At 43.6% G+C, this 26,072-nt stretch carries 39 protein-coding genes and 1 pseudogene; all 40 read left to right on the forward strand.

Annotation, left to right across the window (positions count from 1 at the left end; translation table 11 throughout):
* Positions 1-160 precede the first annotated feature (160 nt).
* The 40 genes and pseudogenes from rpsJ to HMPREF1521_RS04080 all read left to right on the forward strand — a co-directional run bounded on the left by rpsJ (position 161) and on the right by HMPREF1521_RS04080 (position 25,754).
* Positions 161-472, forward strand: a complete 312-nt coding sequence (rpsJ, locus tag HMPREF1521_RS03885) for a 30S ribosomal protein S10 (protein WP_004695100.1) — start codon at positions 161-163, stop codon at positions 470-472.
* Positions 473-484: 12 nt separating this feature from the next.
* Positions 485-1,126, forward strand: a complete 642-nt coding sequence (gene rplC, locus HMPREF1521_RS03890; protein ID WP_038116111.1) for a 50S ribosomal protein L3 — start codon at positions 485-487, stop codon at positions 1,124-1,126.
* Positions 1,127-1,152: 26 nt separating this feature from the next.
* A complete protein-coding gene (rplD, locus tag HMPREF1521_RS03895; protein WP_038116113.1) occupies positions 1,153-1,776 on the forward strand; it encodes a 50S ribosomal protein L4 in 624 nt (207 codons plus the stop codon).
* The gene (gene rplW, locus HMPREF1521_RS03900) at positions 1,776-2,060 is read left to right on the forward strand and encodes a 50S ribosomal protein L23 (protein ID WP_004695108.1); all 285 of its coding nucleotides are present in this window, start codon (positions 1,776-1,778) and stop codon (positions 2,058-2,060) included. Before rplD ends, rplW begins: the two co-directional genes overlap by 1 nt.
* A 26-nt stretch (positions 2,061-2,086) precedes the next feature.
* Entirely contained in the window at positions 2,087-2,917 is an 831-nt protein-coding gene (rplB, locus tag HMPREF1521_RS03905; RefSeq protein WP_038116115.1) for a 50S ribosomal protein L2, read from the forward strand.
* 23 nt (positions 2,918-2,940) lie between these two features.
* Positions 2,941-3,222: a 30S ribosomal protein S19 gene (gene rpsS, locus HMPREF1521_RS03910; RefSeq protein WP_038116116.1), complete on the forward strand. Its 282-nt coding sequence runs from the start codon at positions 2,941-2,943 to the stop codon at positions 3,220-3,222.
* 13 nt (positions 3,223-3,235) lie between these two features.
* A complete protein-coding gene (gene rplV / locus HMPREF1521_RS03915; protein WP_038116117.1) occupies positions 3,236-3,571 on the forward strand; it encodes a 50S ribosomal protein L22 in 336 nt (111 codons plus the stop codon).
* A 16-nt stretch (positions 3,572-3,587) separates the two neighbouring features.
* Positions 3,588-4,256, forward strand: coding sequence for a 30S ribosomal protein S3 (rpsC, locus tag HMPREF1521_RS03920; RefSeq protein ID WP_038116119.1), 669 nt, complete (start codon positions 3,588-3,590; stop codon positions 4,254-4,256).
* Positions 4,256-4,693 carry a 50S ribosomal protein L16 gene (gene rplP, locus HMPREF1521_RS03925; RefSeq protein ID WP_038116122.1) on the forward strand — a complete coding sequence of 146 codons (438 nt, stop codon included), beginning with the start codon at positions 4,256-4,258 and terminating at the stop codon, positions 4,691-4,693. Before rpsC ends, rplP begins: the two co-directional genes overlap by 1 nt.
* Positions 4,683-4,886, forward strand: a complete 204-nt coding sequence (rpmC, locus tag HMPREF1521_RS03930) for a 50S ribosomal protein L29 (RefSeq protein WP_004695115.1) — start codon at positions 4,683-4,685, stop codon at positions 4,884-4,886. Before rplP ends, rpmC begins: the two co-directional genes overlap by 11 nt.
* 41 nt (positions 4,887-4,927) lie before the next feature.
* Positions 4,928-5,188, forward strand: coding sequence for a 30S ribosomal protein S17 (gene rpsQ / locus HMPREF1521_RS03935; RefSeq protein ID WP_004695116.1), 261 nt, complete (start codon positions 4,928-4,930; stop codon positions 5,186-5,188).
* A gap of 24 nt (positions 5,189-5,212) precedes the next feature.
* The gene (gene rplN / locus HMPREF1521_RS03940) at positions 5,213-5,581 is read left to right on the forward strand and encodes a 50S ribosomal protein L14 (protein ID WP_004695117.1); all 369 of its coding nucleotides are present in this window, start codon (positions 5,213-5,215) and stop codon (positions 5,579-5,581) included.
* A gap of 18 nt (positions 5,582-5,599) precedes the next feature.
* Positions 5,600-5,920: a 50S ribosomal protein L24 gene (rplX, locus tag HMPREF1521_RS03945; RefSeq protein WP_038116124.1), complete on the forward strand. Its 321-nt coding sequence runs from the start codon at positions 5,600-5,602 to the stop codon at positions 5,918-5,920.
* A gap of 23 nt (positions 5,921-5,943) precedes the next feature.
* Entirely contained in the window at positions 5,944-6,483 is a 540-nt protein-coding gene (gene rplE / locus HMPREF1521_RS03950; RefSeq protein WP_038116127.1) for a 50S ribosomal protein L5, read from the forward strand.
* 16 nt (positions 6,484-6,499) lie between these two features.
* Entirely contained in the window at positions 6,500-6,769 is a 270-nt protein-coding gene (gene rpsN, locus HMPREF1521_RS03955; RefSeq protein ID WP_004695122.1) for a 30S ribosomal protein S14, read from the forward strand.
* 27 nt (positions 6,770-6,796) lie between these two features.
* Positions 6,797-7,183, forward strand: a complete 387-nt coding sequence (gene rpsH / locus HMPREF1521_RS03960; RefSeq protein ID WP_038116130.1) for a 30S ribosomal protein S8 — start codon at positions 6,797-6,799, stop codon at positions 7,181-7,183.
* A 24-nt stretch (positions 7,184-7,207) separates the two neighbouring features.
* Positions 7,208-7,753, forward strand: a complete 546-nt coding sequence (gene rplF / locus HMPREF1521_RS03965) for a 50S ribosomal protein L6 (protein WP_038116133.1) — start codon at positions 7,208-7,210, stop codon at positions 7,751-7,753.
* Positions 7,754-7,770: 17 nt separating this feature from the next.
* Positions 7,771-8,151 carry a 50S ribosomal protein L18 gene (gene rplR / locus HMPREF1521_RS03970; RefSeq protein WP_038116136.1) on the forward strand — a complete coding sequence of 127 codons (381 nt, stop codon included), beginning with the start codon at positions 7,771-7,773 and terminating at the stop codon, positions 8,149-8,151.
* Positions 8,152-8,169: 18 nt separating this feature from the next.
* Positions 8,170-8,673, forward strand: coding sequence for a 30S ribosomal protein S5 (rpsE, locus tag HMPREF1521_RS03975; RefSeq protein WP_004695136.1), 504 nt, complete (start codon positions 8,170-8,172; stop codon positions 8,671-8,673).
* Positions 8,674-8,687: 14 nt separating this feature from the next.
* Positions 8,688-8,867 (forward strand): 50S ribosomal protein L30, encoded by a 180-nt coding sequence (gene rpmD, locus HMPREF1521_RS03980; protein ID WP_004695138.1) that lies wholly within the window; start codon positions 8,688-8,690, stop codon positions 8,865-8,867.
* Positions 8,868-8,889: 22 nt separating this feature from the next.
* The gene (gene rplO / locus HMPREF1521_RS03985; protein ID WP_038116139.1) at positions 8,890-9,333 is read left to right on the forward strand and encodes a 50S ribosomal protein L15; all 444 of its coding nucleotides are present in this window, start codon (positions 8,890-8,892) and stop codon (positions 9,331-9,333) included.
* A gap of 1 nt (position 9,334) precedes the next feature.
* Positions 9,335-10,597: a preprotein translocase subunit SecY gene (gene secY / locus HMPREF1521_RS03990; RefSeq protein WP_038116141.1), complete on the forward strand. Its 1,263-nt coding sequence runs from the start codon at positions 9,335-9,337 to the stop codon at positions 10,595-10,597.
* A 12-nt stretch (positions 10,598-10,609) separates the two neighbouring features.
* A complete protein-coding gene (locus HMPREF1521_RS03995) occupies positions 10,610-11,173 on the forward strand; it encodes an adenylate kinase (protein ID WP_038116143.1) in 564 nt (187 codons plus the stop codon).
* Positions 11,174-11,176: 3 nt separating this feature from the next.
* On the forward strand, positions 11,177-11,947 hold the full coding sequence (map, locus tag HMPREF1521_RS04000; RefSeq protein ID WP_038116146.1) for a type I methionyl aminopeptidase: 771 nt from the start codon (positions 11,177-11,179) through the stop codon (positions 11,945-11,947).
* A gap of 23 nt (positions 11,948-11,970) precedes the next feature.
* Positions 11,971-12,189, forward strand: a complete 219-nt coding sequence (gene infA / locus HMPREF1521_RS04005; RefSeq protein ID WP_004695147.1) for a translation initiation factor IF-1 — start codon at positions 11,971-11,973, stop codon at positions 12,187-12,189.
* Positions 12,190-12,215: 26 nt separating this feature from the next.
* On the forward strand, positions 12,216-12,329 hold the full coding sequence (gene rpmJ, locus HMPREF1521_RS04010) for a 50S ribosomal protein L36 (RefSeq protein ID WP_004695148.1): 114 nt from the start codon (positions 12,216-12,218) through the stop codon (positions 12,327-12,329).
* Positions 12,330-12,352: 23 nt separating this feature from the next.
* Positions 12,353-12,721 (forward strand): 30S ribosomal protein S13, encoded by a 369-nt coding sequence (rpsM, locus tag HMPREF1521_RS04015; RefSeq protein WP_038116149.1) that lies wholly within the window; start codon positions 12,353-12,355, stop codon positions 12,719-12,721.
* Between the two features lie 19 nt (positions 12,722-12,740).
* Positions 12,741-13,130: a 30S ribosomal protein S11 gene (gene rpsK, locus HMPREF1521_RS04020; RefSeq protein ID WP_004695151.1), complete on the forward strand. Its 390-nt coding sequence runs from the start codon at positions 12,741-12,743 to the stop codon at positions 13,128-13,130.
* Between the two features lie 73 nt (positions 13,131-13,203).
* Complete coding sequence (locus HMPREF1521_RS04025) at positions 13,204-14,205, forward strand: DNA-directed RNA polymerase subunit alpha (RefSeq protein WP_038116152.1); 1,002 nt, start codon at positions 13,204-13,206, stop codon at positions 14,203-14,205.
* Positions 14,206-14,217: 12 nt separating this feature from the next.
* Positions 14,218-14,553, forward strand: a complete 336-nt coding sequence (gene rplQ, locus HMPREF1521_RS04030) for a 50S ribosomal protein L17 (protein WP_038116154.1) — start codon at positions 14,218-14,220, stop codon at positions 14,551-14,553.
* Between the two features lie 176 nt (positions 14,554-14,729).
* Positions 14,730-15,563 (forward strand): annotated as a pseudogene (locus HMPREF1521_RS04035) (energy-coupling factor transporter ATPase); the annotation flags it as partial.
* A 170-nt stretch (positions 15,564-15,733) separates the two neighbouring features.
* Complete coding sequence (locus tag HMPREF1521_RS04040; RefSeq protein WP_038116155.1) at positions 15,734-16,594, forward strand: energy-coupling factor transporter ATPase; 861 nt, start codon at positions 15,734-15,736, stop codon at positions 16,592-16,594.
* Positions 16,584-17,387 carry an energy-coupling factor transporter transmembrane protein EcfT gene (locus HMPREF1521_RS04045; RefSeq protein ID WP_038116156.1) on the forward strand — a complete coding sequence of 268 codons (804 nt, stop codon included), beginning with the start codon at positions 16,584-16,586 and terminating at the stop codon, positions 17,385-17,387. The genes HMPREF1521_RS04040 and HMPREF1521_RS04045 overlap by 11 nt, the downstream gene beginning before the upstream one ends.
* Entirely contained in the window at positions 17,384-18,169 is a 786-nt protein-coding gene (gene truA, locus HMPREF1521_RS04050) for a tRNA pseudouridine(38-40) synthase TruA (protein WP_038116157.1), read from the forward strand. Before HMPREF1521_RS04045 ends, truA begins: the two co-directional genes overlap by 4 nt.
* A gap of 275 nt (positions 18,170-18,444) precedes the next feature.
* Complete coding sequence (locus tag HMPREF1521_RS04055; RefSeq protein ID WP_038116160.1) at positions 18,445-20,196, forward strand: 2-oxoacid:acceptor oxidoreductase subunit alpha; 1,752 nt, start codon at positions 18,445-18,447, stop codon at positions 20,194-20,196.
* Position 20,197: 1 nt separating this feature from the next.
* Positions 20,198-21,070: a 2-oxoacid:ferredoxin oxidoreductase subunit beta gene (locus HMPREF1521_RS04060; RefSeq protein WP_038116162.1), complete on the forward strand. Its 873-nt coding sequence runs from the start codon at positions 20,198-20,200 to the stop codon at positions 21,068-21,070.
* Positions 21,071-21,222: 152 nt separating this feature from the next.
* Positions 21,223-22,569 carry an MATE family efflux transporter gene (locus HMPREF1521_RS04065; RefSeq protein ID WP_038116164.1) on the forward strand — a complete coding sequence of 449 codons (1,347 nt, stop codon included), beginning with the start codon at positions 21,223-21,225 and terminating at the stop codon, positions 22,567-22,569.
* 103 nt (positions 22,570-22,672) lie between these two features.
* Entirely contained in the window at positions 22,673-23,560 is an 888-nt protein-coding gene (locus HMPREF1521_RS04070; RefSeq protein WP_038116166.1) for a prephenate dehydrogenase/arogenate dehydrogenase family protein, read from the forward strand.
* Positions 23,561-23,616: 56 nt separating this feature from the next.
* Positions 23,617-24,654 carry a nicotinate-nucleotide--dimethylbenzimidazole phosphoribosyltransferase gene (locus HMPREF1521_RS04075; protein ID WP_038116169.1) on the forward strand — a complete coding sequence of 346 codons (1,038 nt, stop codon included), beginning with the start codon at positions 23,617-23,619 and terminating at the stop codon, positions 24,652-24,654.
* The gene (locus tag HMPREF1521_RS04080; protein ID WP_038116171.1) at positions 24,651-25,754 is read left to right on the forward strand and encodes a nicotinate-nucleotide--dimethylbenzimidazole phosphoribosyltransferase; all 1,104 of its coding nucleotides are present in this window, start codon (positions 24,651-24,653) and stop codon (positions 25,752-25,754) included. Before HMPREF1521_RS04075 ends, HMPREF1521_RS04080 begins: the two co-directional genes overlap by 4 nt.
* The last annotated feature ends 318 nt before the right edge of the window (positions 25,755-26,072 follow it).

A 26,072-nucleotide genomic window follows, 5' to 3' on the forward strand; every position in this document is an offset into this window, starting at 1 on the left:
AGTGATGCGCTGAGTACAATACTTGCAGCACATAAGAGCGGCAGATACTGCCGCTCTAGTGTTGTGTTTTTAAACTATGAAGTAGAAGGTTGCCTCTGCGGGGGAGAATTTCTATGGAGCAGTTCATTCATGAAATGGACGACAGGAGGAATTATTAATAATGGCTAAACAGCAAAAAATCCGTATTCGCCTTAAGGCATACGACCACAAAGCTCTCGATCAAAGCGCTGCTAAGATCGTAGACACTGCAAAAAGAAATGGCGCTATGGTTTCTGGTCCGATTCCATTGCCAACAGAAAAGAATATCTTCACGATTCTTCGTTCCGTACATGTAAACAAAGACTCCCGTGAACAATTCGAAATGCGTACACATAAACGCTTGATCGATATTCTTGAACCAAATTCGAAAACAGTAGATGCTATCACTCGTTTAGATTTACCGGCTGGTGTATCTATTGAAATAAAACTATAAGGAGGTGCGATAATGTCTAAAGCTATTTTGGGTAAAAAATTAGGAATGACACAAGTCTTCACAGCTGAAGGCCGTTTAGTTCCTGTAACAGTAGTGGAAACTACCCCAAGCGTTGTAGTGCGCGTGAAGACTGTTGAAACAGACGGCTACGAAGCAGTACAAATTGGTTACGGTTCCATTAAAGAAAAACATTTAACAAAACCTGTAAAAGGTCAGTTCGATAAAGCTGGCGTAGATCCAGTGAAATACCTTCGCGAAGTTCGCGTTGACAATGCGGCTGACTACACAGTAGGCCAAACTCTGGCAGCTGATATCTTCGCAGAAGGTGAATTGGTGGACGTAGTGGGTACAGGTAAAGGTAAAGGGTTTGCTGGCACGATTAAACGCCATAATTTCTCCCGTGGTCCTGAAACTCACGGTTCCAAATCTCACCGTGAACCTGGTTCCATCGGTCCTATGATCTCCGGTGGCGGCGGTAAGGTATACAAAGGTAAAAAACTCCCTGGACAAATGGGTGGTTACAGAGTTACCGTACAACGCTTATCCGTTGTGAAAGTTGATGCTGAACGTAACCTTTTATTGGTTAAAGGTGGTATCCCAGGCGCTAAAGGTAGCTTGGTTATGGTTCAGAGCACGGTTAAACCTGTTAAATAATCATTTGTCGAAAGGAGGATTATGTAATGCCTACAGTAGCAACATATAATCAATCCGGCGTTAAAGTCGGTGAAATACAGTTAAACGATGCAGTATTCGGCGTTGAAGTAAACGAAGCCGTTATGCATCAAGCCGTAGTTCGTCAATTGTCTAACGAACGTCTCGGCACACATGCAACAAAAACTAGAGGTATGGTTCGCGGCGGCGGTCGCAAACCTTGGAAACAAAAAGGTACCGGCCGTGCACGTGCAGGTTCCAGCCGTTCTCCAATCTGGATCGGTGGCGGTACTACCTTTGGTCCTCAACCTCGCAGCTATTATAAAGCTATGCCTCGTAAGGCTAGACGTTTGGCAGTTAAATCTGCTCTTAGCGATAAAGTGAATAATAGCGAATTATACGTTTTGGAAGAAATCACATTAGCAGCTCCTAAAACTAAAGAAGTGTTGAACATTCTTAACAGCTTCAACGTTGGTGATGCAAAAGTATTGTTCATCACTGAAGGTGATGTAAATGTTGAACGTTCCGCTCGTAATATCCAAGGTGTTAAAGCATTGGCTTGCGAAGGTATGAACATTTTCGATCTTCTTCATTACGATAAGCTCTTCATTACTAAAGGCGCTGTCGAAAAAATCGAGGAGGTGCTCGGATAATGCAATTACATGATGTACTAATCCGCCCGGTTATTACCGAAAAATCCACTATGCTTATGGAAGAAGGCAAATACACTTTCCGTGTGCCTTTAACTGCAAATAAAGTGCAAATCCGTCAAGCAGTTGAAAAAATCTTCAATGTAAAAGTAGAGAAAGTAGCTACTATTCGTGTTTTAGGTAAAACTAAACGCATGGGTCGTACACAAGGTAAACGTAGCGATTACAAAAAAGCTATCGTAACCTTAAAAGCTGGCGAATCCATTGAATTCTTTGAAGGTGTCTAAGAGTCTAGTTGTAAGGAGGCCCACTAATGGCAATTAAATCATTTAAACCGTACTCCGCTGGTCGCCGGTTTATGACAGTATCCGCCTTCGACGAAATCACAGCAAGCAAACCGGAAAAATCCTTGCTCACTAAGATTTCTCAAAAAGGTGGTCGTAACAATACTGGTAAAATGACGGTTCGTCACCAAGGTGGCGGTCATAAACGTCAATACCGTATCATTGACTTCAAACGTACTAAAGATAATATTCCGGCTAAGGTAGCTACAATCGAGTATGATCCTAACCGTTCTTCTCGCATTGCTTTGCTTAACTATGCTGATGGTGAAAAACGTTATATTTTAGCGCCAAACGGCTTAAAAGTTGGTGACGTTGTATTCTCCGGCCCTGATTCCGATATTAAACCTGGTAACTGCTTACCATTGATGAATATCCCAGACGGTACTCAAATTCACAATATCGAATTGAAAATCGGTAAAGGCGGTCAAATCGTTCGTTCCGCTGGTACATCCGCTCAGTTGATGGGTAAGGATAATGGCTATGCTATCCTTCGTTTGCCATCCGGCGAAATGCGCCGCGTACGTCAAGAATGCCGTGCGACAATCGGTGTTGTTGGTAACGCTGACCACAGCAACCTTGTAATCGGTAAAGCTGGTCGTCATCGTTGGATGGGCGTTCGTCCTGGTAACCGCGGTGTTGTAATGAACCCTTGTGACCATCCACATGGTGGTGGTGAAGGTAAATCTCCTGTTGGTCGTAAACATCCTGTTACACCTTGGGGCAAACCAGCACATGGTGTTAAAACTCGCGACAAGAAAAAAGCTTCTAACAGCTTGATCATTAAACGTCGTACAAAATAGGATAAAGGAAAGGAGATAAAATAGTGTCCAGATCTATTAAAAAAGGCCCTTTCGTAGCAGATCATTTGCTTAAGAAAGTTGATGCTTTAAACGAAACTAACGAAAAGAAAGTTGTAAAAACCTGGTCCCGTGCCTCTACTATTATCCCTAGTTTTGTAGGCCACACAATTGCTGTGCATGATGGTCGCAAACACGTACCTGTATTCATTACAGAAGATATGGTAGGTCATAAATTAGGTGAGTTCGCCCCTACACGTACTTATAGAGGTCATGGTAAGGACGAAAAATCTACAGGCAAAAAATAGGAGGAAATAATACATGGAAGCAAAAGCAATCGCTAGACATATCCGAATCGCGCCTCGTAAAATCCGTATCGTAGCAGATTTAGTGCGCGGTAAAAACATCGGCGAAGCATTTGCCATCTTGAAGTTTACTCCGAAAGTTGGCGCCGATGTAGTAGAAAAAGTAATGCGTTCTGCTGTAGCAAATGCAGAACACAATTTCGATATGAATGTTGACAATCTTTACGTATCCGAGATCTTCGTTGATCAAGGCCCTACATTAAAACGCATTCATCCTCGTTCCCGTGGTCAAGCTTTCAAAATCTTGAAACGCACTAGCCACGTAACAGTAGTAGTTAAAGAAAGAGCTTAAGAAGGAGGGAATCAGAGTGGGTCAAAAAGTTAATCCACACGGTTTGCGTGTCGGTATCGTAAAAGATTGGGACGCAAAATGGTATGCAGATAAAGATTTCGCTGCTAATCTTCATGAAGACGTAAAAATTCGTAACTTCTTGAAAGAAACCCTTTTCATTGCTGGTATTTCCCGCATTGAAATCGAGCGTACAAATAAACGTATTAAATTGACTATCCACACTGCAAAACCAGGTATGGTTATCGGTCGTGGTGGTGCTGGTATCGAAGATATCAAAAAAGCAATGACTCGTTTCACTAATAAACAAGTGGACGTTAACATCGCTGAAATTAAACAGGCAGACATGGATTCGACATTAGTTGCTGAAAACATTGCCGGCCAATTGGAACGCCGTATCGGTTTCCGCCGTGCAATGAAACAAGCTGTTGGTCGTACGATGCGCTTGGGTGCAAAAGGTATTAAGATCATGGTAAGCGGTCGTCTTGGTGGTGCTGAAATCGCTCGTAGCGAATCCTACCGTGAAGGTTCTATCCCATTGCATACATTGCGTGCAGACATCGACTATGGTACTGCTGAAGCTCATACAACATACGGTTGTATCGGCGTTAAAGTATGGATTTACAAAGGTGAAGTTTTGCCTGAGGCGAAACAAGCGCCTGCTAAGAAGGAAGAAGGTGGCAAGTAATGCTTATTCCAAAGCGCGTAAAACATCGTAAGCAATTCCGCGGCCGTATGAAAGGTCGTGCTATGCGCGGTAATACAGTGTCTCATGGTGAGTTCGGCTTGGTAGCATGCGAACCATCTTGGATTACAAACCGTCAAATCGAAGCTGCCCGTATTGCTATGACTCGTTATATCAAACGTGGCGGTAATGTATGGATTAAAATTTTCCCTGACAAACCAATCACAGCTAAACCTGCAGGTACTCGTATGGGTTCCGGTAAAGGTTCGCCTGAATACTGGGTAGCAGTGGTTAAACCAGGTCGTGTAATGTTTGAAATGGACGGTGTGCCTGAGGCTGTAGCTCGTGAAGCTATGCGTCTTGCAAGCCATAAACTTCCAATCAAATGCAAATTTGTTGTTAAGGGTAAAGAATTGGGTGGTGACGTAAATGAAGGTTAATGACATTCGCAATATGAGCGCTGCCGAAATGGAACAAAAAGTTTCCGGTCTTAAGGAAGAGTTATTTAACCTCCGTTTTCAGCTTGCAACAGGTCAATTAGAAAATCCTATGCGCATTCGTGAAGTTAAGAAGACAATCGCTCGTATTAAAACTGTACAACGTGAAGTTGAACTTAAATCTGAAAACGCATAATAACACAGATTTGTTAAAGTTTGAAAAGGAGGCTTAAAATCGTGGCAGAAGAAAGAAACGTACGTAAAGTCCGCGTAGGTAAAGTTGTTAGCGACAAAATGGACAAAACTGTTGTTGTTGCTGTTGAACGTAAAGTACCTCACGCATTATATAACAAGCCAATGGTTAGCACAAAACGCTTCAAAGCTCATGATGAAAACAATGAGTGTCAAATTGGCGATACAGTTAAAATTGTAGAAACTCGTCCACTTTCTAAAGATAAATGTTGGAGAGTTGTTGAAATTCTTGAAAGACAAAAATAAGAGTGATGTAAGGAGGAATAGACGATGATCCAGCAACAAACAATTTTGAATGTTGCCGACAACACTGGTGCTAAACGTATTATGTGCATCCAAGTCATGGGCGGTTCTTATCGCAAATTCGGCAATATCGGTGACGTAATCGTTGCTTCTGTAAAAGATGCATCACCCGGTGGCGTTGTCAAGAAAGGCGACGTAGTCAAAGCTGTTATTGTTCGTTCTAAAAAAGGTATCCGCCGTCAAGACGGTTCCTATATCCGTTTTGATGAAAACGCAGCAGTAGTTATTAAAGATGACAAGACCCCTCGTGGTACTCGCATCTTTGGACCGGTAGCGAGAGAACTTCGTGAAAAAGACTTCATGAAAATCGTTTCTTTGGCTCCGGAAGTATTATAAGAAGGAGGAACGCAGCATATGGCTAAATTACAAATCAAAAAAGGCGATACCGTTGTTGTTATCTCCGGTAAAGATAAAGGTAAGCAAGGTAAAGTAATCGCTACTGAACCTAAAAAAGAACGCGTATTTGTTGAAGGCGTTAATACTGTAAAACGTCACACAAAACCTTCTCAGGCTAACCCACAAGGCGGCATCGTTACTAAAGAAGCTGGTATCCATGTTTCCAACGTAATGATCGTTGATCCAGAAACTAAAACAGCTACTCGTATCAAAAAAGTAGAAGGTAAAGACGGTAAATTCGTTCGCGCTACTGTTAAATCCGGTACAGTACTTAAATAATCAGGAAAGGAGGAGCTACATAAATGTCTCGTTTGTTTGAACAATACAACTCTGAAATCAAAAAGAGTATGCAAGAAAAATTCAGTTACGGCAACGTAATGGAAATTCCTAAATTGGAAAAAATCGTTATCAACATGGGCGTAGGTGATGCAGTAGGCAATGCAAAAGCATTGGAAGCGGCTGTTCATGATTTGACTATCATTGCAGGTCAAAAACCTGTAATCACAAAAGCTAAAAAATCCATTGCGAACTTTAAAGTTCGTGAAGGCATGGCGTTGGGTACAAAAGTTACTCTTCGTGGCGAACGCATGTATGAATTCCTTGATAAATTGATCAATGCGGCATTACCTCGTGTACGTGACTTCCGCGGTATCAGCGCTACTGCATTTGATGGCCGTGGTAACTACGCTTTGGGTCTTAAAGAACAGCTCATCTTCCCTGAAATCGAATATGATCAGGTAGAACGCGTTACTGGTATGGATATCATTATCGTAACAAGTGCTAATACAGATGAAGAAGCTCGTGAATTGTTGACTCAATTCGGTATGCCTTTTGAAAAATAATAGGAGGAACATATAGATGGCTAAAAAATCTATGATTGAACGCGAAAAGAAACGCGCTAAAATCGTTGAAAAATATGCAGCTAAACGTGAAGCGTTAAAAGCAGCAGGTGATTATGAAGGCTTATCCAAATTACCGGCTAATGCATCCCCGACACGCTTGCACAATCGTTGCAACTTAACTGGTCGTCCTCACGGCTATATGCGTAAATTCGGTATCAGCCGTATTGCGTTCCGTGAATTGGCGTATAAAGGACAAATTCCTGGTGTTAAAAAAGCCAGCTGGTAATATTAGACGAGAGGAGGTTTTTAGATTATGGTAATGACCGATCCTATCGCGGATATGCTTACGCGCATCCGTAATGCAAATGCTGCACTTCATGAAACGGTAAACATTCCGGCATCTAGAATGAAAGCAGCTGTTCTTGAGATCCTTTTACAAGAAGGTTTCGTAAAGAACGTAGAAAAAGAAGAAAACACTTTAAAAGTAACTTTGAAATATGGTTCCAATAGCGAAAAAGTTATTACAGGAATTAAACGTATTTCCAAACCTGGTTTACGTGTTTACGCGAAAAAGGAAGAACTTCCTCGTGTACTTGGTGGTTTGGGTATTGCAGTTATTTCTACATCTAAAGGCGTTATGAGCGACAAGCAAGCTCGTAAAGAAGGTCTTGGTGGCGAAGTAATCGCATACGTTTGGTAATAGTAACAAGAGGAGGTAGAAATAATGTCACGTATCGGTAGAATGCCTATCGAGATTCCTGCAGGCGTTACTGTTACATATGATAATCATCATATGCATGTAAAAGGTCCTAAAGGCGAATTATCTCGCGATTTGCATCCAGATATGAATATCACTGTAGAAGGTAACACAATTACAGTAGCTCGTCCTTCCGAAGACAAAGCTCATCGTTCCCTTCACGGTTTGACTCGCGCTCTTGTTGCTAATATGGTAACAGGCGTAACTGAAGGATTCACTAAAACGCTTGAAATCAACGGTGTTGGTTACAGAGCGGCTAAACAAGGCAATAAATTAGCTCTTACACTTGGCTTCTCTCATCCGGTAGAAATGGAAGCTCCAGCTGGTATTACAATTGATGTTCCGGCTCCTAACAAAATCGTTGTGTCTGGTGCAGACAAAGAAGTTGTTGGTGCAGTAGCAGCTGATATCCGTAAATGGAGAAAACCTGAACCTTACAAAGGCAAAGGTATCCGCTATGAAGGCGAAGTTGTTCGTCGCAAAGCTGGTAAAGCTGGTGCAAAAGGTAAATAGTAATATCATCTATATAAATGAAAGGAGTGAATATCTTGCCTCGTAAATCTAATAGAAACATCGCACGAGCAAAACGTCATCTTCGTATTCGCCGTCACATTTCCGGTACGGCAGCTTGCCCACGTTTGAACGTATTCCGTTCTTTAGGCAATATCTATGCTCAAGTTATCGATGACGTAGCAGGTACAACTTTGGTGGCTGCTAGCTCTTTAGATAAAGATTTGAACTTGTCCTATGGTGGTAACATAGCCGCTGCTAAAGCTGTCGGTGAAGCAGTTGCTAAAAAAGCTATCGCTAAAGGCATTGACACAGTAGTGTTTGATCGTGGTGGTTATATTTACCACGGCCGCGTAGCAGCACTTGCAGAAGGTGCTCGTGAAGCAGGCTTAAAATTCTAAGAAGGAGGAACTATAGACATGGCGAGAATTGACTACACCAGTCTTGATCTTAAAGAAAGAGTAGTATTCATCAACCGCGTAGCCAAAGTAGTTAAAGGTGGTCGTCGTTTTTCCTTCAGCGCACTTGTAGTTGTTGGTGATGGCAACGGTTATGTAGGCGTTGGCTTAGGTAAAGCAGCGGAAGTACCTGAAGCGATTCGTAAAGGTATCGATGATGCTAAGAAAAATATTGTAAATGTAGCGATTAAAAATGGTACAATCCCTCACAGCGTAACAGGCGTATTCGGCGCAGGCCGCGTATTCTTGAAACCGGCTGCTGAAGGTACCGGCGTTATCGCCGGCGGTCCTGTTCGTGCCGTATTGGAATTGGTTGGTGTTCGTAACATCTTGACCAAATCCTTGGGTTCTTCTAACCCTAATAATATGGTTCGCGCTACAATCGAAGGTTTGAAAGATTTGAAACGCGCTAGCGAAGTTGCTGAACTTCGTGGTAAAACCGTTGAAGAAATCTATAACGCGTAATAAGGAGACAAGAAATGGCACAAGTTAAAGTAACATTAACAAGAAGCTTAATCGGTCGTCCTGAAGATCAACGCGCGACAGTTAAAGCTTTGGGCTTGAAGAAAACTAATTCTCAAGTCGTTAAAGAAGTAACACCTCAAATCGAAGGTATGCTTCACAAAGTTAGACATTTAGTAAAAGTTGAAGAAGTTTAATACTGATAAGGAGGTGCACTGAATGAAACTTCATGAATTACAACCGGCTGCCGGTTCTAAAAAAACTAGAACTCGTGTAGGTCGTGGTCTTGGCTCCGGTTTGGGTAAAACTTCCGGCCGTGGTCAAAAAGGTCAAAACTCCCGTAGCGGCGGTGGCGTTCGCTCCGGTTTTGAAGGTGGCCAAATGCCTCTTTATCGTCGTTTGCCAAAACGCGGTTTCAACAACGTATTTGCTAAAGAATATGCTGAAGTTAACGTAGCACAATTAAATCGCTTTGAAGATGGTGCAACAGTTGATCCTGTAGCACTTATTGAAGCCGGTATTTTGAAAAATGTACGCGACGGTATCCGTATTTTAGGTAACGGTACATTGGAAGTAAAAAACTTGACTGTTATCGCTAACGGCTTCACTAAATCTGCTGAAGAAAAAATTACAGCAGCAGGCGGAAAAGTAGAGGTGATCTAGGGTGCTAGATAGCCTCTCGAACATCTTTAAGATTACCGAATTACGTAATAAGATTTTATACACATTGATGATGTTTGCTGTATTCAGAGCAGGCATTCATATTCCTGTGCCAGGTGTAGATGCATCTGTTATCGAATCCTTGTTTACATCCGGTAACCTATTCGGTCTATTAGACTTGTTTGCTGGTGGTGCGCTAAGTAAGTTCTCTATCTTTGCAATGAGTATTACTCCTTACATTAATGCTTCCATCATCATGCAACTGCTTCAAGCTGTAGTTCCTCAGTTTGAGGCGTGGAGTAAAGATGGTGAAGAGGGTCGTAAGAAAATAGCGAAGGTAACTCGTTATGGCACCGTAGTCCTTGGCTTTGTACAAGCCTCCGGCATGGCATTTGCCCTCAAGGCAAATAACGCTTTGGTAAATAATGATTTCCTTAGTGTATTCGTTGTGGCCATCATCCTTACAGCAGGCACATGCTTGTTGATGTGGATCGGTGAACAAATCACAGCATATGGTGTAGGTAATGGTATTTCCCTGATTATCTTTGCCGGTATCGTCGCACGTTTACCGGATGGACTTCAAACCATTTACCAATACATCGAAACGGGAACAATTAATATGTTCCAAGCATTTTTATTTGCTGTAATTGCATTGGCGATGATCGCTATCGTTGTCGCAGTTACACAAGGCCAACGTCGTATTCCGATTCAATACGCTAAACGCGTGGTAGGTCGTAAAATGTACGGTGGTCACTCTACATTCTTGCCGTTGAAAGTCAATCAGGCAGGTGTAATTCCCATTATCTTTGCGTCATCTGTGTTGATGTTCCCTGTAACACTTGCGCAATTTATCGACAATGATATGGTTCATAAATTTGCGGATTACTTCACATGGGGAACGCCGTTACAAACGGCATTGTATGCAATATTGATCTTCATATTTACTTACTTCTATACTGCGATCTCTATCAACATTACAGATATGGCAGATAATATGAAAAAATACGGTGGTTTTATCCCAGGTATTCGTGCGGGTAAACCAACTGCTGATTATGTGGATAACGTGATGACCAAGATCACTTTGGCAGGCGCTGTATTCCTAGCTGTCGTTGCTATCGTACCGAATTTCCTCGGTACTATAACAGGCGTCCAGGGCGTATACTTTGGTGGTACGGCTCTTCTCATCGTTGTAGGTGTAGCACTTGATACAATGCAACAAATTGAGTCGCTCATGGTAACACGCCACTACAAGGGCTTTGTTAAATAGGAGGGAAACAATATGTATATTCTATTAATGGGACCTCCGGGTGCCGGTAAAGGTACTCAGGCGGCTCGACTTATTGAAAAATACGGTATTCCCCAAATTTCAACAGGTGATATGTTCCGCGCTGCGATTAAGAACGAAACACCTCTTGGAGTTGAGGCTAAAAAATACATCGACGCCGGTCAGTTGGTGCCTGACAGTGTAACTGTCGGTATCGTGCGTGATCGATTGGTTAAAGATGACTGCAAATCTGGATTTATTCTTGATGGATTCCCAAGAACTACGGCACAGGCTGTATCCTTGGATGCAATCCTTAAAGAATTAGGAATTGCTCTTGATGCGGTGCTTAACTTGAACGTTCCTTCCGAGGAATTGGTTAAACGTATCAGTGAACGGGCTGTTCTTGAAAATCGTGCTGATGATAACCCTGAAACAGTACAGAAACGTCTAGCTGTGTACGAAGAATCTACAAAACCGTTAATTGATTACTATCGCAATAGCGGATTATATCAAGAAATCGACGGTTTACAAGATGTAGACGCAGTATTTGCCGACATCATTAAGGCTTTGGAGAAATAATCTATGATTATTTTGAAATCGTCTCATGAAATTGAATGTATCCGCAAGGCAAGTAAGCTTACAGCAGACACGTTGTCCTTGTTAGTAGAAAAGGCTAAACCTGGCATCACGACGCTTGAGTTAGATACAATTGCCGAAGAATATATTCGCAGCCACGGTGGTATACCAAGTTGTAAAGGGTACTATGGATTCCCGGCAACAATCTGTGCTTCTATCAATGATGAAGTCGTTCATGGTATTCCGAGCGCCAAGCGGAAGCTTAAAAACGGTGATATCATCAGTATTGATTTAGTATCATCCGTTGATGGGTATCACGGCGATTCGGCTGTGACGATTCCTATCGGTCATGTCAAATCCGATGTGATGAAATTGTTGAAAGTAACAGAAGAAAGTCTGTTCAAGGGAATTGAACAGGTGAAGGTAGGCAACCATATCGGTGCTATCGGTCACGCTGTTCAAACGTATTGTGAGAAACATGGTTACGGTGTCGTTCGCGACTTCGTAGGCCATGGTTTAGGCCGCGAAATGCATGAAGATCCACAAATACCGAACTACGGCAGTCCTGAACAGGGACCGCTTATGAAACCGGGGATGGTGTTGTGTATCGAACCGATGATTACATTGGGTTCTTATCAAGTTCGTGTATTAGGGGATGACTGGACGGCGGTTACCGCTGACGGTAAAGCTGCCGCTCATTTCGAACATACAGTGGTTGTTACAGAAAACGGCCCTGAAATATTAACTATGCGGGATGAACCGCGGTTAATTAAATAAAACAGGTAACCGGAGGGAAAGATATGTCAAAAGAAGACGTTATTGAGGTGGAAGGTACGGTAGTTGAGGCTTTACCGAATGCCATGTTCCAAGTTGAGTTGGAAAATGGTCATATCGTATTGGCTCATGTGTCAGGCAAAATGCGTATGAATTTTATCCGTATTCTTCCTGGTGATAAAGTTACTATGGAACTGACACCGTATGACTTAAATCGTGGTCGCATCACCTATCGCTTTAAATAAGCATAGGGTCCACAAAGGAGGTACTAATGAAGGTTCAACCATCAGTTAAAAAGATATGCGAAAAATGTAAAATCATTAAACGCAAAGGCCGTGTAATGGTTATTTGCGAAAATCCAAAACATAAACAAAAACAAGGATAATCTGATAGGAGGTGGAGATTTAAATGGCACGTATCGCCGGTGTAGATTTACCTCGTGATAAACGAGTGGAAATTGGTTTAACTTATATTTATGGTATTGGTCCGACTCTTGCTACTGAAATTTTAGCAAAAACAGGCATCAATCCTGACACACGTGTTCGTGATCTTTCTGAAGATGAAGTTGCGAAAATTCGTGAAGTGTTAGATGCTGATTACAAAGTTGAAGGTGACCTTCGTCGTGAAGAAGCTCTTAACATTAAACGCTTGATTGAAATCAACTCCTATCGAGGCAAACGTCATCGTATGGGTTTACCACTTCGTGGTCAACGTACTAAAACGAATGCACGTACTCGCAAAGGTCCTAGAAAAGCAATTGCTGGTAAAAAGAAATAAGATAAAGGAGGGATAAAGCGTGGCTAAAAAAGTTGTTAGAACTAAAAGAAAAGAAAAGAAACATATTGAATCCGGTGCGGCTCATATTCGTTCTACATTCAATAACACTATCGTAACTTTAACTGATACAAACGGTAATGCGTTGTCTTGGGCTTCCGCTGGTGGCTTGGGCTTCCGTGGTTCCCGTAAATCCACTCCATTTGCAGCACAAATGGCGGCTGAACAAGCTGCTAAAGCTGCTATGGAACATGGCCTTCGTACTGTTGAAGTATTTGTAAAAGGTCCTGGATCCGGTCGTGAAGCTGCGATTCGTGCTTTACAGGCTGCAGGGCTTGAAGTTACTTCCATTAAGGACGTAACTCCAATTCCTCATAATGGTTGTCGCCCTCCAAAACGCCGTCGTGTATAATTCATAGGGACCGCTTTGGTACGGTTTGCTATAATTAAACTATGAACGTGTGTTATATAGGAGGATGTTCCTGATGAGCGAAGAAAAGAAACTTAAAATCGAGAAAGTGGACATCGCTGATGGCGGTCGTTATGGTAAGTTCGTATGTGAACCTTTGGACCGTGGTTATGGTATCACTCTCGGTAATAGCTTACGCAGAATTTTGCTTTCATCCTTGGATGGGGCAGCTATCACCTCTATCAAGATTGATGGAGTTCTTCATGAATTCTCAACTATCCCAGGTATTCGCGAAGATGTGACGGATATTATCCTTAACTTGAAGCAATTGTGTATTAAACTTGAAGAAGATGCACAAGTACCGTTGGAAGTCCATATGGACTTTCAAAAGGATGGCGTATTAACAGCCGGTGATTTAGCTGAACAATTCCCACCGGAAGTAGAAGTATTGAATCCTGAACTCGTGATTGCGACAATGGATGAGACTGCTCACCTCGTAATGGACGTAGTGATTGAACGTGGCAAAGGCTATGTTCCGTCCACGAAGAATAAAAAAGATACGGATGTAATCGGTTGTATTCCTATCGATTCCATCTATTCTCCGATTCTTCGCGCTAAATACGAAGTGAGTGATGTTCGTGTAGGTAATGAAATGGACTTCGACAAACTGACATTGGAAGTTTGGACCGACGGTTCTATTACCGCTGCTGATGCAGTGGCAAAATCTGCTGCCATTATGATTGGTTATTTAGGGAACTTCACTAAATTAGCTCATTCTGCTGATGTTGTTGCTGTTGGTAGTGCTGATGACGGTATTATTATCGGACCTACTGATGATCCTGTGGATCAACCTGAAGATGAAGGTCCGGCAAAGATTTCCATCGATGAATTGGAATTATCCGTGCGCGCTTACAATTGTTTGAAACGTGCCGGCATCAATACAATTGCAGATTTGCTAGACAAAACCATTGATGACTTAGGAAAAGTTCGCAACTTAGGTAAAAAATCCATCGATGAAATTGAGGAAAAACTCAACAATCATCCGGGCGGATTTAGACTTAAACAAAAAGGCGAATAAGGAGGAAGACGAATGTACAGAAAATTAGGCCGCGACAGCTCCGCGCGTAAAGCGTTGTTCCGTGGAATGTTAACATCTTTCTTCCAACATGAGCGTATTGAAACGACTGAAGCTAAAGCGAAAGAACTTCGTTCTTTAGCAGATCAGATGGTTACATTGGCTAAACGTGGTGATCTTCATGCACGTCGCCAAGTTCTTTCATACCTTATGGATGAAGATGTAGTAAAAAAATTGTTTGATACTATTGCTCCAAAATATGCTGAACGCCAAGGCGGTTACACTCGTGTAATCAAAACTGGTATTCGTAAAGGTGATTCTGCACCTTTGGCTATTATCGAGTTGGTTTAATCAAACTCATACGGTGTTGTAACTTCGGTTGCGACACCGTTTTTTTATTGTCAATTTTGTGGTACAATCGATGAGTATAAATGTCATAATATATTAGCAGTTATCGTAAATGATGAAAGTAAATTGTCAACCTTTCACAAAGCGGCGAAATTGACTAGAAAGATATGAGGCTATTCATGAACGAACAGGACATTATGATCGATGTGGATCATATCAGTCATATTTACACAGATGAAAACGGCAATGATGTACGCGCATTGGATGATGTGAGCTTGTCGATCAAGCGTGGCGAATTTGTCTGCATTATCGGTACTAACGGTAGCGGTAAGAGCACGCTGGCCAAGCATTTTAACGTATTATTACAGCCCAGTATCGGTAAAATTCGCGTGTGCGGATATGATACGAGCGATGAAAATCACATATGGGATATTCGACAACATGTGGGCATGGTATTCCAAAATCCGGATAATCAGATTGTGGCGGCCGTCGTAGAGGAGGATGTCGCTTTCGGTCCGGAAAATTTAGGCGTTCCCAGCGAAGAGATCGTCGCTCGTGTCGACGCGGCTCTCGAAGCGGTGAACATGACGGAATACAGAGAACATGGGCCTCATTTATTGTCTGGAGGGCAGAAGCAACGCATCGCCATTGCCGGCGTATTGGCGATGAAACCGGACTGTATCGTTCTCGACGAACCTACGGCCATGTTGGACCCTAAGGGGCGGCGTGAGGTCCTTGAAACTGTACATAAGCTCAATAAAGAAGAAGGCATTACGATTGTACTTATCACTCATTTCATGGAGGAAGCCGTAACGGCTGATCGCGTAATCGTCATGAAGAACGGCAAAAAGTTACATGACGGTACGCCGCGCGAAATCTTCAGTCATGTGGATGAATTGAAATCCATCGGCCTCGATGTGCCGGTAGCATCGGAAATTGCTTTCAAATTAAATCAGCATAGCTATGCATTAGGGGACAGTATCATCAACAATGAAGAATTGGCGGATGCACTTATCAAATCGGATAAAGGTTCGCGTCTGATATGTGACGGTATAGCTGCGGCTGAGAATATTACGGCAGATAGTGCTGCTACAGCTGTTGCCGCAACTACGGCTACTACGGCGGTAAATCATTTTGAAGCGAATAGCACTGTTAACATGGTAAGAGGGGAGGGTGTCCGGTAATGGCGATTGTATTAGATAATATCACCTATACATACGGTATGGGGACACCTTTTGAAAAGACGGCCCTTCACGGCGTTTCCCTTACTATTAATAATGGTGAGTTCTTAGGGATTATCGGTCATACCGGATCCGGGAAATCTACATTCGTTCAACATTTGAACGGCTTATTACATCCTACTACGGGAACCGTTACGGTGAACGGCGTGGATATCAGTGCTTCTACGGAGGAAGCGAAACGGATGCGCCATAAGGTGGGTATGGTATTCCAATATCCGGAGCATCAGCTGTTTGAGGAGACGATTGCTCAGGATATCGCCTTCGGTCCGAAAAATTTAGGCCTCTCGGAACAGGAAGTGGATGAGCGCGTGCGCGATGCCATGAAGTTTGTAGGCCTTGACTATGATACGTATGCGGAACGGTCTCCGTTTCATCTTTCCGGCGGTCAAATGCGCCGCGTCGCCATTGCCGGCGTGGTGGCTATGGATCCGGATTTTCTCGTTCTGGATGAACCGTCCGCCGGACTTGATCCGTTCGGTCGTGAGGAAATATTTGAAGAGATTATCCGACTTCATAAGGAAAAAGGAATTACGGTTATTCTTGTATCTCATAATATGGAGGATATCTCCCGCATGGCTTCGCGCCTTGTAGTTCTCGATAAGGGACGTATCATTCTCGATGGGGCTCCCATGGATATTTTTAACGATCATCGCGATGAATTGCAGGCTATCGGGGTTGACGTACCGCCGGTATCGGTAACGATGGAATATCTGCGCTCTCGCGGTCTCGATGTATCAAACCGTGTACTCTCCGTAGATGATGCAGTTGCTGCTATCATGGAAGGAGGCAGTCATGTTAAATAATATAACGATCGGACAATACTTTCCGGGCAATTCCTTCTTGCACCGCATGGATCCGCGTGCGAAAATCATTGCCACTACGATTTTCGTGGTAGCGATTTTCCTGGCTAATTCGACATTAGCATACGGTATTGTGGGAGGCTTTACGATTTTTGCGATGCTCTTATCGCGCTTGCCGCTCCGTTTGATGTGGACGGCCATTAAACCGCTGTGGATTATCATCGTATTTACCATGGGTATTCATATATTTACGACACCGGGCAACACGATTTTTTCGTGGGGCTTTATCAATATCAGTGATCAAGGTGTGGCGATGGGCTTGCAGATGGCGGCGCGCCTCATATTCCTGATTCTGTTTTCATCGCTGTTGACGTATACGACGTCACCGATACGCTTGACGGACGGCATTGAACACTTATTGAATCCGTTCCGTTGTATCGGTGTGCCGGCTCATGAACTGGCGATGATGATGACGATTGCGCTGCGGTTTATTCCGACCTTGCTGGACGAAACGGATCGTATTATGAAAGCTCAATCAGCACGTGGTGCGGACTTTGTGACGGGTTCCATCATTCAACGGGCAAAGAATATGGTACCTCTTTTAGTGCCTTTGTTTATCAGCGCTTTCAGAAGGGCCGATGAACTGGCTACAGCCATGGAGGCGCGCTGTTATCGGGGCGGTGTGAATCGGACGCGTATGAAGGCCCTCAAGGTGACCTATGTCGATTATATCGGCGTCGGCGCTGTTATCATCGTTACGATTATCCTTCTTATATTGTGGTGGTTCAGGTTATGAGAAATATACGACTGATTGTAGCTTATGACGGGACGGATCTGGCGGGCTATCAAAAGCAGCCTGATGACAAGGGGCTGACCGTGCAGGGCTGTCTGGAATACGGTTTGTCGCGTATCTGCAATGAACCGATTCAGATTTACGGGGCGTCCCGCACTGATGCGGGGGTGCATGCAAAGTTTCAGGTATGTACGTTCCAGACGTCCGGCTCAATTCCGGTGGAGAATATTCCGCGAGCCATGATTGCGCATATTCCTGAGGACATCGTTGTCACTGCGGCGGAGGAAATCCCCCTTGACTGGAAGCCTCGGTGGAACATATACGGCAAGGAATACGCATACACCATTTATAATCGGGAAATAGGAAATCCGCTAACAAAACGTTTCCATTGGCATGTGAAGAAGCCTCTTGATATTGAACTGATGCGTCAAGCCGGCGCTGAACTTGTCGGCACGCATGACTTTACGACTCTGCAAGGGACGAATTCGACGCCGGCTAATCCGGTGAAAACGATTCTAGGGATTGCCGTTGAAGCGGATGGCCCGAATGTGACCATATCCGTTGTAGGGGATGGCTTCCTGTATCATATGGTGCGCAATATTGCGGGGCTTCTTGTCGATATAGGACAGGGGCGGCGCAAGGTGGCGGATATCAGAGGGTATTTAGAGGTCAGAGACCGCCGTGTTATCGGTAAAACAGCACCACCTCAAGGCTTGTGCCTGGAGGAGATTTTCTTTACCGAAGCGCGCTTGCAAGAGGTGCTTGAGAATAAATATTCTATATAATCCGATATAGCGATAAATGGATTGAGTAATAAATTTAATCAATAAATATAACCGGCAAAAGAGGTACTGCATGATTACAGTATCTCTTTTTATTTATAGCTTTTAGTTATAATACGGTGATTTATACCTATTATTATGTGAAATGATACATTGTAAAGCGATTTTAGACATGATACAATGACCTTGTAAGACAGGTTTGTTACGTGTATATCGGTTAAATAAGTACGATAGACTCTTGTCAGCAGTATAATTTTATCCTAAGGAGGGTGAATCTCTTGCAAAAGCGTAAAGATTTTATCTGGAAAATGGGCGGCCAACAAGGTGAAGGTATCGAGAGCTGTGGCGAAATCATGGCCACAATCCTCGCTAAAGAAGGGTACTCTTTATATAGTCAACGTTTATTCGCATCCCGCATTAAGGGGGGACATACTACATTTGCATTGCGTGTAGCATTGGAACAAATTATGTCCATCGGTGAAGGTGTCGACTTTCTGCTTGCTTTGGATCAGGAAACCGTGGACATGCATGGCGGTGAAGTTCGTGATGGCGGTTATATCATCTGTGACAGCAAGGTGAATCCGGATTTTTCCAGATTTGAAGGTTCCAAGGTTCATTGTTTGTCCCTGCCTATTTCCGAAACAGCGATGAAACAAGGCTCCTTGTTGATGCGTAATATCGTTGCCCTCGGTATGTCCGTAGCACTTCTCGGATTTGATACGAAGATGTTCAAGGACGCTATTACTGCTAAATTTGCAAAAAAATCTCAGGAAATCGTAGATAAGAATTTACAGGCCTTTGATGACGGTCACGGCCTGGTTATGGAACAGTTGGGCGATGTGGATATCGACACATTGCCGGCTCCGGGTAAAAAGGATCAGATGTTCCTGCTCGGTAATGAAGCCTGTGCACTCGGTGCGATTGCTGCGGGCTCTCGCTTCATGGCATCCTATCCGATTACACCGGCATCCGAAGTTATGGAATACATGATTAAGAATATGGATAAATTGGGCGCCACCATCGTTCAGACAGAGGACGAAATCGCGGCCTGCATGACTGCCATGGGCGGTGTATATGCAGGTGTTCGCGGCTTTACATGCACATCCGGTCCGGGCTTAAGTCTCATGGCGGAATCCTTATCCATGGCATCCATGGCTGAACTTCCAATGGTCGTTATCGATGTACAGCGTTCAGGCCCATCCACGGGGATGGCTACCAAGGTGGAACAGTCCGATATCGATGCGGCTTGCTATAATGCACACGGTGATTATTCGGGCATCGTAATTTCGCCTACATCCATCGAAGAATGCTTCTATGAAATCCAGAAGGCTTTCAACTTGGCTGAAATGTATCAATGTCCGGTTATCTTTATGCCGGATTTACAACAAGGCTTGAATAAACAGTCCGTTCCGTCCTTTGACTTGAACCGCGTGCCTATCAATCGTGGTAAGATGATGAAGGAATCCGATCTTCCCGCATTGGAACAACCTCATTATTTCAAACGCTTTGAATTGACTGAGGACGGTATTTCCCCTCGTACAATTCCGGGTATGAAAAACGGTCTGTTCCTTTCTACAGGTCTCGAACATAATGAAGAAGGTAAACCGGCGGAAGCCCCTACGATGCACGTATCGCAAACGGATAAACGTTTCCGTAAATTGGAAACTGTAGCGGATAACTATGAACCGTTCTTGAATAATGCAAAATATGATGAAGCAGATGTACTCGTTGTAGGTATTGCTTCCAGTCGTGGCGCTATTGAAGAGGCGGTAGCGGAATTCGATCAGGAAGGCGTTAAGGTTAATCACTTGCAATTGCGCTTAATTAAACCATTCCCAGCAAAGCAATTACAACCGTTCTTTGATGCTGCGAAAAAAGTGGTTATCGTAGAGCACAATAAAACTGGTCAATTGGCTAACTTATTTAAAATCAACATGCATAAGAAACATAAAATTTCTAGTTGTTTGAAATACGATGGTAATCCATTCACAAAAAGTTATGTGAAAAATGCGATTAAGGAGGTCCTATAATATGGCAACAGCTAAAGATTACAGAAACGATATTCGTCCTAACTGGTGTCCGGGCTGTGGCCATTATGGGGTACAAGCTGCGATTACCGATGCCGTAGTAGCTAAAAATATTCCACCGGAAAAACTGGCCGTAATTTCCGGTATCGGTTGTTCCAGTCGTATCGGTGGTTATTTCTACGCATATGGCGCTCATACAACTCATGGTCGCGCACTTCCTTATGCGCAAGGCGTAAAGCTTGCTAACCAGGACTTGGAAGTTATCGCATGTTCCGGTGACGGCGATGCATTTGCTATCGGCATGGGTCATACGATTCATGCGTTCAAACGCAATGTAAACATGACATACATCGTAATGGATAATCATGTATACGGTTTGACTAAAGGCCAGGCATCCCCTCGTTCCGATATCGGCTTCGTTACAAAAACGACGCCTCGCGGTGCCTTTGAAACGCCGTTATCCGTATGTGAAACGGCGATTGCCGCCGGTGCTACATTTGTGGCTCAAGGCTATATGATTAACCGTGCGGAACTAGTTGATCTTATTCAACAGGCGATGGACCATGAAGGTTTCTCCTTCATCAATGTATTCAGTCCTTGTGTTACTTATAATAAACACAACAGTTATGATTGGTTTAAGGAACACTTGACTGCATTGCCTGAAGGGTATGATTCGACAGATCGCGCAGCGGCGTTCAAGGTATTGAGCGAAACACAAGGCTTGGTAACGGGCTTACTCTACCGGGATAATAGCCGACCATCCTTTGAAAAAGCAATGGCTGACGCTAATGGCGGTCCTCATCCTCATCCATTGACAGAGGATGTTGTAAAACCTGATCAAGCTCTATTTGACAGCCTTTGCAATCAATTTAAATAATACTTTCACAATATAGCCGTCCTGTTAAGGATGCGGCGTATATATGAATGATGAAACGTGTCATCTGCGGATGGCACGTTTTGTTTTGTCACATAGGGGCGGAGAACATGATATAATAAAATCATTGTATGAAATTTTTGGCAGAAGGTTTTATGAAAGCATACGAAAAGGGGATTAGCTTATCTATTTGGACTTTGAGCTGGCCGATTTTTATTGAAGTGTTTTTGCAAATGCTTGTAGGTAATATCGACCAACTCATGATGAGTCACTATTCACCAGAAGCGGTGGCAGCGGTAGCTAATGCAAATCAGATTTTAAATATTTTTATTATGCTCATCATCGTTATGAGCACGGCGACAACGATAATGATTGCCCAGTATTTAGGGGCAAGGAATCAGTCGAAGCTATCAGAGGTTTGTACCGTCAGTTTGGTAATGAATTTTTTGTTCTCCTCTATAGCAGCGATATTCTTTATAACTTGTCATGAGTGGATTTTTACGTGGCTCGGTATTCCGCAGGAAACGATGAGTGATACATCGCTGTATACGACTATTGTTGCGGCGGGGTTGCCGATACAGGCTATGTATTATGCATTAGTTGCTGTATTTAGAGGTCATTCATTGACGCGTATCACCATGTATGTAGCGCTTGTTATGAATATTATCCATATTATGACGAACTATGTACTAATTTTCGGACACGGCTCGATACCGAGTCTGGGTGTTTTAGGTGTGTCGATTTCCACGTGGTTATCTAAGGTGGTAGGACTTGTTATTATTGGATATATATTTAAACGCTTATTAACCTTGGAGATTAGTTTCAGATTTTTAAAGCCTTTTCCGTGGCATACGATTAAGTCGTTGTTGCACATCAGTGTGCCGTCAGGTGGTGAAACATTGAGCTATCAATTGTCTCAGACGACGATTATGAAGATGGTCAATATTTTGGGATTAGCTGTAATTAACACGAAGGTGTATGTATCAGTTATTGCCATGCTCTGCTATGTATATACCATAGCCCTCGCTAATGCATCACAAGTTATCGTTGGCTTTCTCATGGGGGCTAAACGGCAGGACGAAGTAACGAATCGCGTGTGGCATTCTATGTATTTAGCTATTGTTATTAACGTAGGGCTTGCCACATTTTTTTATGTGACCAGCGATATTGTGTTATCCGTATTTACTTCCGATCCGGAGATTTTAGAGCTGGCACATAAAGTATTGTTCGTGGAGATTTTTCTTGAACTAGGTCGCGCCGTAAATATCGTTATGGTTGGCTGTTTACAGGCGGCAGGTGATATTCGGACGCCGATGCTGGTCGGTATCTTCGGTATGTGGCTGTGCGCAGTACCATTGTCATATCTGTTCGGTATTTATTGGGGCTGGGGGCTTGTAGGCATATGGGTTGCTATGGCGATTGATGAAATCTTGCGAGGATTGTTATTTGTATATCGTTGGTACAGCGGTAAATGGAAAAACAGACGTCTTATTGAAACTTGATGTTGTAGTGCGGTTTCCCTTCGATTTCTTTATTATTGATAAATCATATGTAGCATTGCATTGGAGAGTGTAGACTGCTAGATGGTTGTGAAAGTAGGTTTATATGAGCAAGACTGTTGGTATCATCGGACTGGGCCTGTTAGGCGGTTCGTTGGCGAAGGCTTTGAAAGCATATACGGATTATGAGGTGGTGGGGTATGCCCGCCGTCAGGAGGTTTGTGATGCGGCCTTGCAGGATGGTGTCGTAAAATTCGCGTGGACAGAGGTGGAACCCCTTATTGAAGCGTCGGATATGGTCGTATTTTCCTTGCCTCCTGATACGAATGCACGCCTGTTCAAGGAGGTGGCGCATCTTTTTAAGCCGGGTCAGGTCGTGACGGATGTATCCAGTGCAAAAGAGAATTTTGTACGTGCCGTATATGAATCGATTCCGAAGGGAACCTTTTTCGTATCCGTTCATCCCATGGCGGGGTCCGAAAAGGGCGGCTATGAAGTATCTCATAAAAATCTGTTCAAAGGTATGGGATGGATCGTATTAGAGGATAAGGCTTCCGACGTATATAGTGAAGCTGTAGCTCAGGAGCTGGCGGACATGGGCCGCGCATTAGGTTCCCGCATCGAGTTTGTCGATATTTACGCACATGATGCGTATTTGGCCATGGTCAGTCATATGCCTCATTTAATGGCGGCCATGCTGACACAGGTTTCCGGCGGTGATGAGCTGGGGGAACTGCGTATGAAATTATCCGCAGGAGGATTTCGAGATTGCACCCGCGTAGCCGGCGGATTGCCGTCCATGTGGAGGGAAATCATTTACGGTAATCGTCATAATGTGCTTGAAGGTTTGGAGAAGATGGAAAGAGAAATTCTTCGGGTAAAGGAGATACTTTCACAAGATGACGACGGGGCGGCACTGGAATCCTATCTGGAGCGCAGTCGGGATATACGAAATACCCTGCCGTATCTGACGGGTCAAATCAAAGACAGCTAAGAGGAGAAACAGCTGATTTCAGGACGGATAGATTAGAATCTGATAAGGGAGATTATATGGGTTTGTTACAAGAAACCTGCAGTGCGATTAAGAAACGCAACGCAGAGATTGAACAACATATTATAAATCGATGGAATGCGGCATCGCCGGTCGAACAATACGGTCGACTGGTGGATATAGTGGCTCAGTATGGGGCCGCCACGAATCAAGATTCCGTTACGGTGCCGAAGCCGTGCATGATTATCGCTTCGGCGGATCATGGCGTGGCCGACATGGGTGTCAGCGCATATCCAAAGAAAACCACCGTCGGCATGACGCAAAATTACCTGATTCCTAAAGGGGCGGGGGCTAATTCCCTGGCGAATTACTGCGGTGCTCAAATGGAAGTTATCGACATGGGGATTGATGCGGATATGAGTTGGGTGCCGGGGCTTCGCAGCCATAAGCTCGGTATGGGGACGAAGAACTTTGTGAAAGAGTCGGCCATGACACGTGAACAAGCCATTGAAGGCATTGAAACGGGGATCCGCCTCGTGGAGGAAAAAATCAGAGACGGTTATAATGTGTTTCTCGTTGGTGAAATGGGCATATCAAATACTACGGCCAGTGCACTTATGACGGCTAAGTTTGCAGGACTTACAGCGGAAGAGGCGACAGGTCGAGGAACGAATATTTCCGATGAGCGCCTTAAATTAAAGCAACGCATTGTTCATGACGTATTGGAAAAATATAAGGATATTCAGAAAGATGATGCTATCGGAATTTTATCATCTGTAGGCGGCTTCGAGTTTACCTGCATCGTGGGCGTTATTTTAGGCGCCGCAGCAAATCATGGGTTAGTTATCATCGATGGGTTTAACACATCCGCCTGTGCATTGGTGGCGAAGCACTTGGCACCTCATGCGATGGATTATGTGATGGCATCTCATTTGTCCGCTGAAAAAGCGGCTAAATCATCTTTGGAAAATTTAGGCCTTACGGCATATGTCGATTTGGGCCTATGTCTCGGAGAGGCATCGGGCGGCTCTATTCAAATGGGTATGCTGGACCTTGCCGTTCATATGTATACGGCTGTTACGGGAGGTAGAGCATGAGAACTTTCACAATAGAACCGTTGCATGCACCGTCCATGGAGGCATGCCGTTTACGTATTGATAATCTGACAAAACCTATCTATAGCCTTGCTATGCTAGAAACTATAGCAGAGCGTTTTGCAGGGATTCTTGGAAATCCGAAACCGAATCATTTGCGCCATGGTGTCCTCGTCGTAGGTGCCGATCATCTGGTGGACGGACCTCAAAATAGTCAGCATGGTAGTGAAAGCTACGCTGCCATAAAACGCTTTAATGAAGGAACTACGGCAACACAGGGGGCGGCATTTAAACTGAATGCCGATGTACATGTTGTTAATGTCGGACTTGAGCAGGATACATCCCGGCTGGAGCATATTGATACAAAAGTAGTCCGTAAGGGTTCCCATTTCTTTGGTGTGGAACCCGTCATTTCGAGAGAGGAATTAGATCGCGCTATTGAGCTCGGATTTACGTATGCCGATAAACTACACGATGATGGATTACAGGTTGTAGCTATCGGTAATATAGGGGAACGAGCGTTTCTGGATGCTTTAGTAACGACTGCCACCATTACGGGTTGTGCGTATGATGATATTCTCGTTCATACAGAGTGCGGTCCTACGGTAGAGCAACGAGCCGCTCATATTCATTCCTTTGTGGATCGTTTTAATATTGCTGTAGATGACTGGTCCGCTTTGAGTGAAAGCGAGCGCCGTGATGCGGTACTGCATTTGCTTCACGTAGCAGGGGGATCAGATATTGCATTCTTAACGGGTTTTATCTTAGGTGCTGCCGGTCATCACATGGCCATCGTATTTGATAATGCCGTAACCGGTGCCGCAGTTTTGGCTGCTGTTACCATTGATCCGTTAGTTAAGGATTATGTATTCCCATCTGTCGCCTATGATGAACCGATTCATAAGGAGCAATGTCGATTCCTTGGGATAAAACCGTGTTTATACTATAATTTGCAAATAGATGAAGCTTTAGGTTCAACGATGGGACTATCTGTTATCGACGCATCCATGCATATGCTGAACGACATGAAGACATTCGTCGAGGCCGATGTAAAAGCCGCGGAAGACGGTGCCGGCAAAGGGCGACAAAAGGATATAGATTGATATATGTTGCAGGTAATGCCGTAGTATATATAATAAAAACATTAATATACACAATTTAATGTACGGAATTATTCATATAATATAATACGTAGAATTAACCGTTATTTCCTTATAAATGACTCATAGTATAAGAAGCAGCGCTATGGAATAGAAGAAGTTTCACTCCGTAGCGCTGCCTATTTGGGACACAGGGAAATTCATAGAAAATGATTGACACTGGCGGCCATAATTTGATAGTATTATATAGCAGTTAAGACATATAAGTGATATATCTTGACTAGGTATTGTTGATTATGTTATATTAATTAACAGTTCTGT

The organism is Veillonella sp. AS16 (genome assembly GCF_000517785.1).
GTDB classification, from domain to species: domain Bacteria; phylum Bacillota; class Negativicutes; order Veillonellales; family Veillonellaceae; genus Veillonella; species Veillonella denticariosi.

Bases quoted from the DNA above. Each gene is read 5' to 3' on its own strand.
- HMPREF1521_RS04070 (WP_038116166.1), top strand. From the start codon at position 22,673: ATGAGCAAGACTGTTGGTATCATCGGACTGGGCCTGTTAGGCGGTTCG.
- rpsM (WP_038116149.1), top strand. From the start codon at position 12,353: ATGGCACGTATCGCCGGTGTAGATTTACCTCGTGATAAACGAGTGGAA.
- rplV (WP_038116117.1), top strand. From the start codon at position 3,236: ATGGAAGCAAAAGCAATCGCTAGACATATCCGAATCGCGCCTCGTAAA.
- rplN (WP_004695117.1), top strand. From the start codon at position 5,213: ATGATCCAGCAACAAACAATTTTGAATGTTGCCGACAACACTGGTGCT.
- HMPREF1521_RS03995 (WP_038116143.1), top strand. From the start codon at position 10,610: ATGTATATTCTATTAATGGGACCTCCGGGTGCCGGTAAAGGTACTCAG.
- rplP (WP_038116122.1), top strand. From the start codon at position 4,256: ATGCTTATTCCAAAGCGCGTAAAACATCGTAAGCAATTCCGCGGCCGT.
- HMPREF1521_RS04080 (WP_038116171.1), top strand. From the start codon at position 24,651: ATGAGAACTTTCACAATAGAACCGTTGCATGCACCGTCCATGGAGGCA.
- rpmD (WP_004695138.1), top strand. From the start codon at position 8,688: ATGGCACAAGTTAAAGTAACATTAACAAGAAGCTTAATCGGTCGTCCT.
- rplE (WP_038116127.1), top strand. From the start codon at position 5,944: ATGTCTCGTTTGTTTGAACAATACAACTCTGAAATCAAAAAGAGTATG.
- HMPREF1521_RS04060 (WP_038116162.1), top strand. From the start codon at position 20,198: ATGGCAACAGCTAAAGATTACAGAAACGATATTCGTCCTAACTGGTGT.
- rpmC (WP_004695115.1), top strand. From the start codon at position 4,683: ATGAAGGTTAATGACATTCGCAATATGAGCGCTGCCGAAATGGAACAA.
- HMPREF1521_RS04040 (WP_038116155.1), top strand. From the start codon at position 15,734: ATGGCGATTGTATTAGATAATATCACCTATACATACGGTATGGGGACA.
- HMPREF1521_RS04045 (WP_038116156.1), top strand. From the start codon at position 16,584: ATGTTAAATAATATAACGATCGGACAATACTTTCCGGGCAATTCCTTC.
- HMPREF1521_RS04065 (WP_038116164.1), top strand. From the start codon at position 21,223: ATGAAAGCATACGAAAAGGGGATTAGCTTATCTATTTGGACTTTGAGC.
- truA (WP_038116157.1), top strand. From the start codon at position 17,384: ATGAGAAATATACGACTGATTGTAGCTTATGACGGGACGGATCTGGCG.
- rplW (WP_004695108.1), top strand. From the start codon at position 1,776: ATGCAATTACATGATGTACTAATCCGCCCGGTTATTACCGAAAAATCC.
- rplC (WP_038116111.1), top strand. From the start codon at position 485: ATGTCTAAAGCTATTTTGGGTAAAAAATTAGGAATGACACAAGTCTTC.
- rpsE (WP_004695136.1), top strand. From the start codon at position 8,170: ATGGCGAGAATTGACTACACCAGTCTTGATCTTAAAGAAAGAGTAGTA.
- rplQ (WP_038116154.1), top strand. From the start codon at position 14,218: ATGTACAGAAAATTAGGCCGCGACAGCTCCGCGCGTAAAGCGTTGTTC.
- rplD (WP_038116113.1), top strand. From the start codon at position 1,153: ATGCCTACAGTAGCAACATATAATCAATCCGGCGTTAAAGTCGGTGAA.
- HMPREF1521_RS04025 (WP_038116152.1), top strand. From the start codon at position 13,204: ATGAGCGAAGAAAAGAAACTTAAAATCGAGAAAGTGGACATCGCTGAT.
- rplX (WP_038116124.1), top strand. From the start codon at position 5,600: ATGGCTAAATTACAAATCAAAAAAGGCGATACCGTTGTTGTTATCTCC.
- rplO (WP_038116139.1), top strand. From the start codon at position 8,890: ATGAAACTTCATGAATTACAACCGGCTGCCGGTTCTAAAAAAACTAGA.
- map (WP_038116146.1), top strand. From the start codon at position 11,177: ATGATTATTTTGAAATCGTCTCATGAAATTGAATGTATCCGCAAGGCA.
- infA (WP_004695147.1), top strand. From the start codon at position 11,971: ATGTCAAAAGAAGACGTTATTGAGGTGGAAGGTACGGTAGTTGAGGCT.
- rpsH (WP_038116130.1), top strand. From the start codon at position 6,797: ATGGTAATGACCGATCCTATCGCGGATATGCTTACGCGCATCCGTAAT.
- rplF (WP_038116133.1), top strand. From the start codon at position 7,208: ATGTCACGTATCGGTAGAATGCCTATCGAGATTCCTGCAGGCGTTACT.
- rpsJ (WP_004695100.1), top strand. From the start codon at position 161: ATGGCTAAACAGCAAAAAATCCGTATTCGCCTTAAGGCATACGACCAC.
- rplB (WP_038116115.1), top strand. From the start codon at position 2,087: ATGGCAATTAAATCATTTAAACCGTACTCCGCTGGTCGCCGGTTTATG.
- rpmJ (WP_004695148.1), top strand. From the start codon at position 12,216: ATGAAGGTTCAACCATCAGTTAAAAAGATATGCGAAAAATGTAAAATC.
- rpsN (WP_004695122.1), top strand. From the start codon at position 6,500: ATGGCTAAAAAATCTATGATTGAACGCGAAAAGAAACGCGCTAAAATC.
- HMPREF1521_RS04075 (WP_038116169.1), top strand. From the start codon at position 23,617: ATGGGTTTGTTACAAGAAACCTGCAGTGCGATTAAGAAACGCAACGCA.
- rplR (WP_038116136.1), top strand. From the start codon at position 7,771: ATGAAAGGAGTGAATATCTTGCCTCGTAAATCTAATAGAAACATCGCA.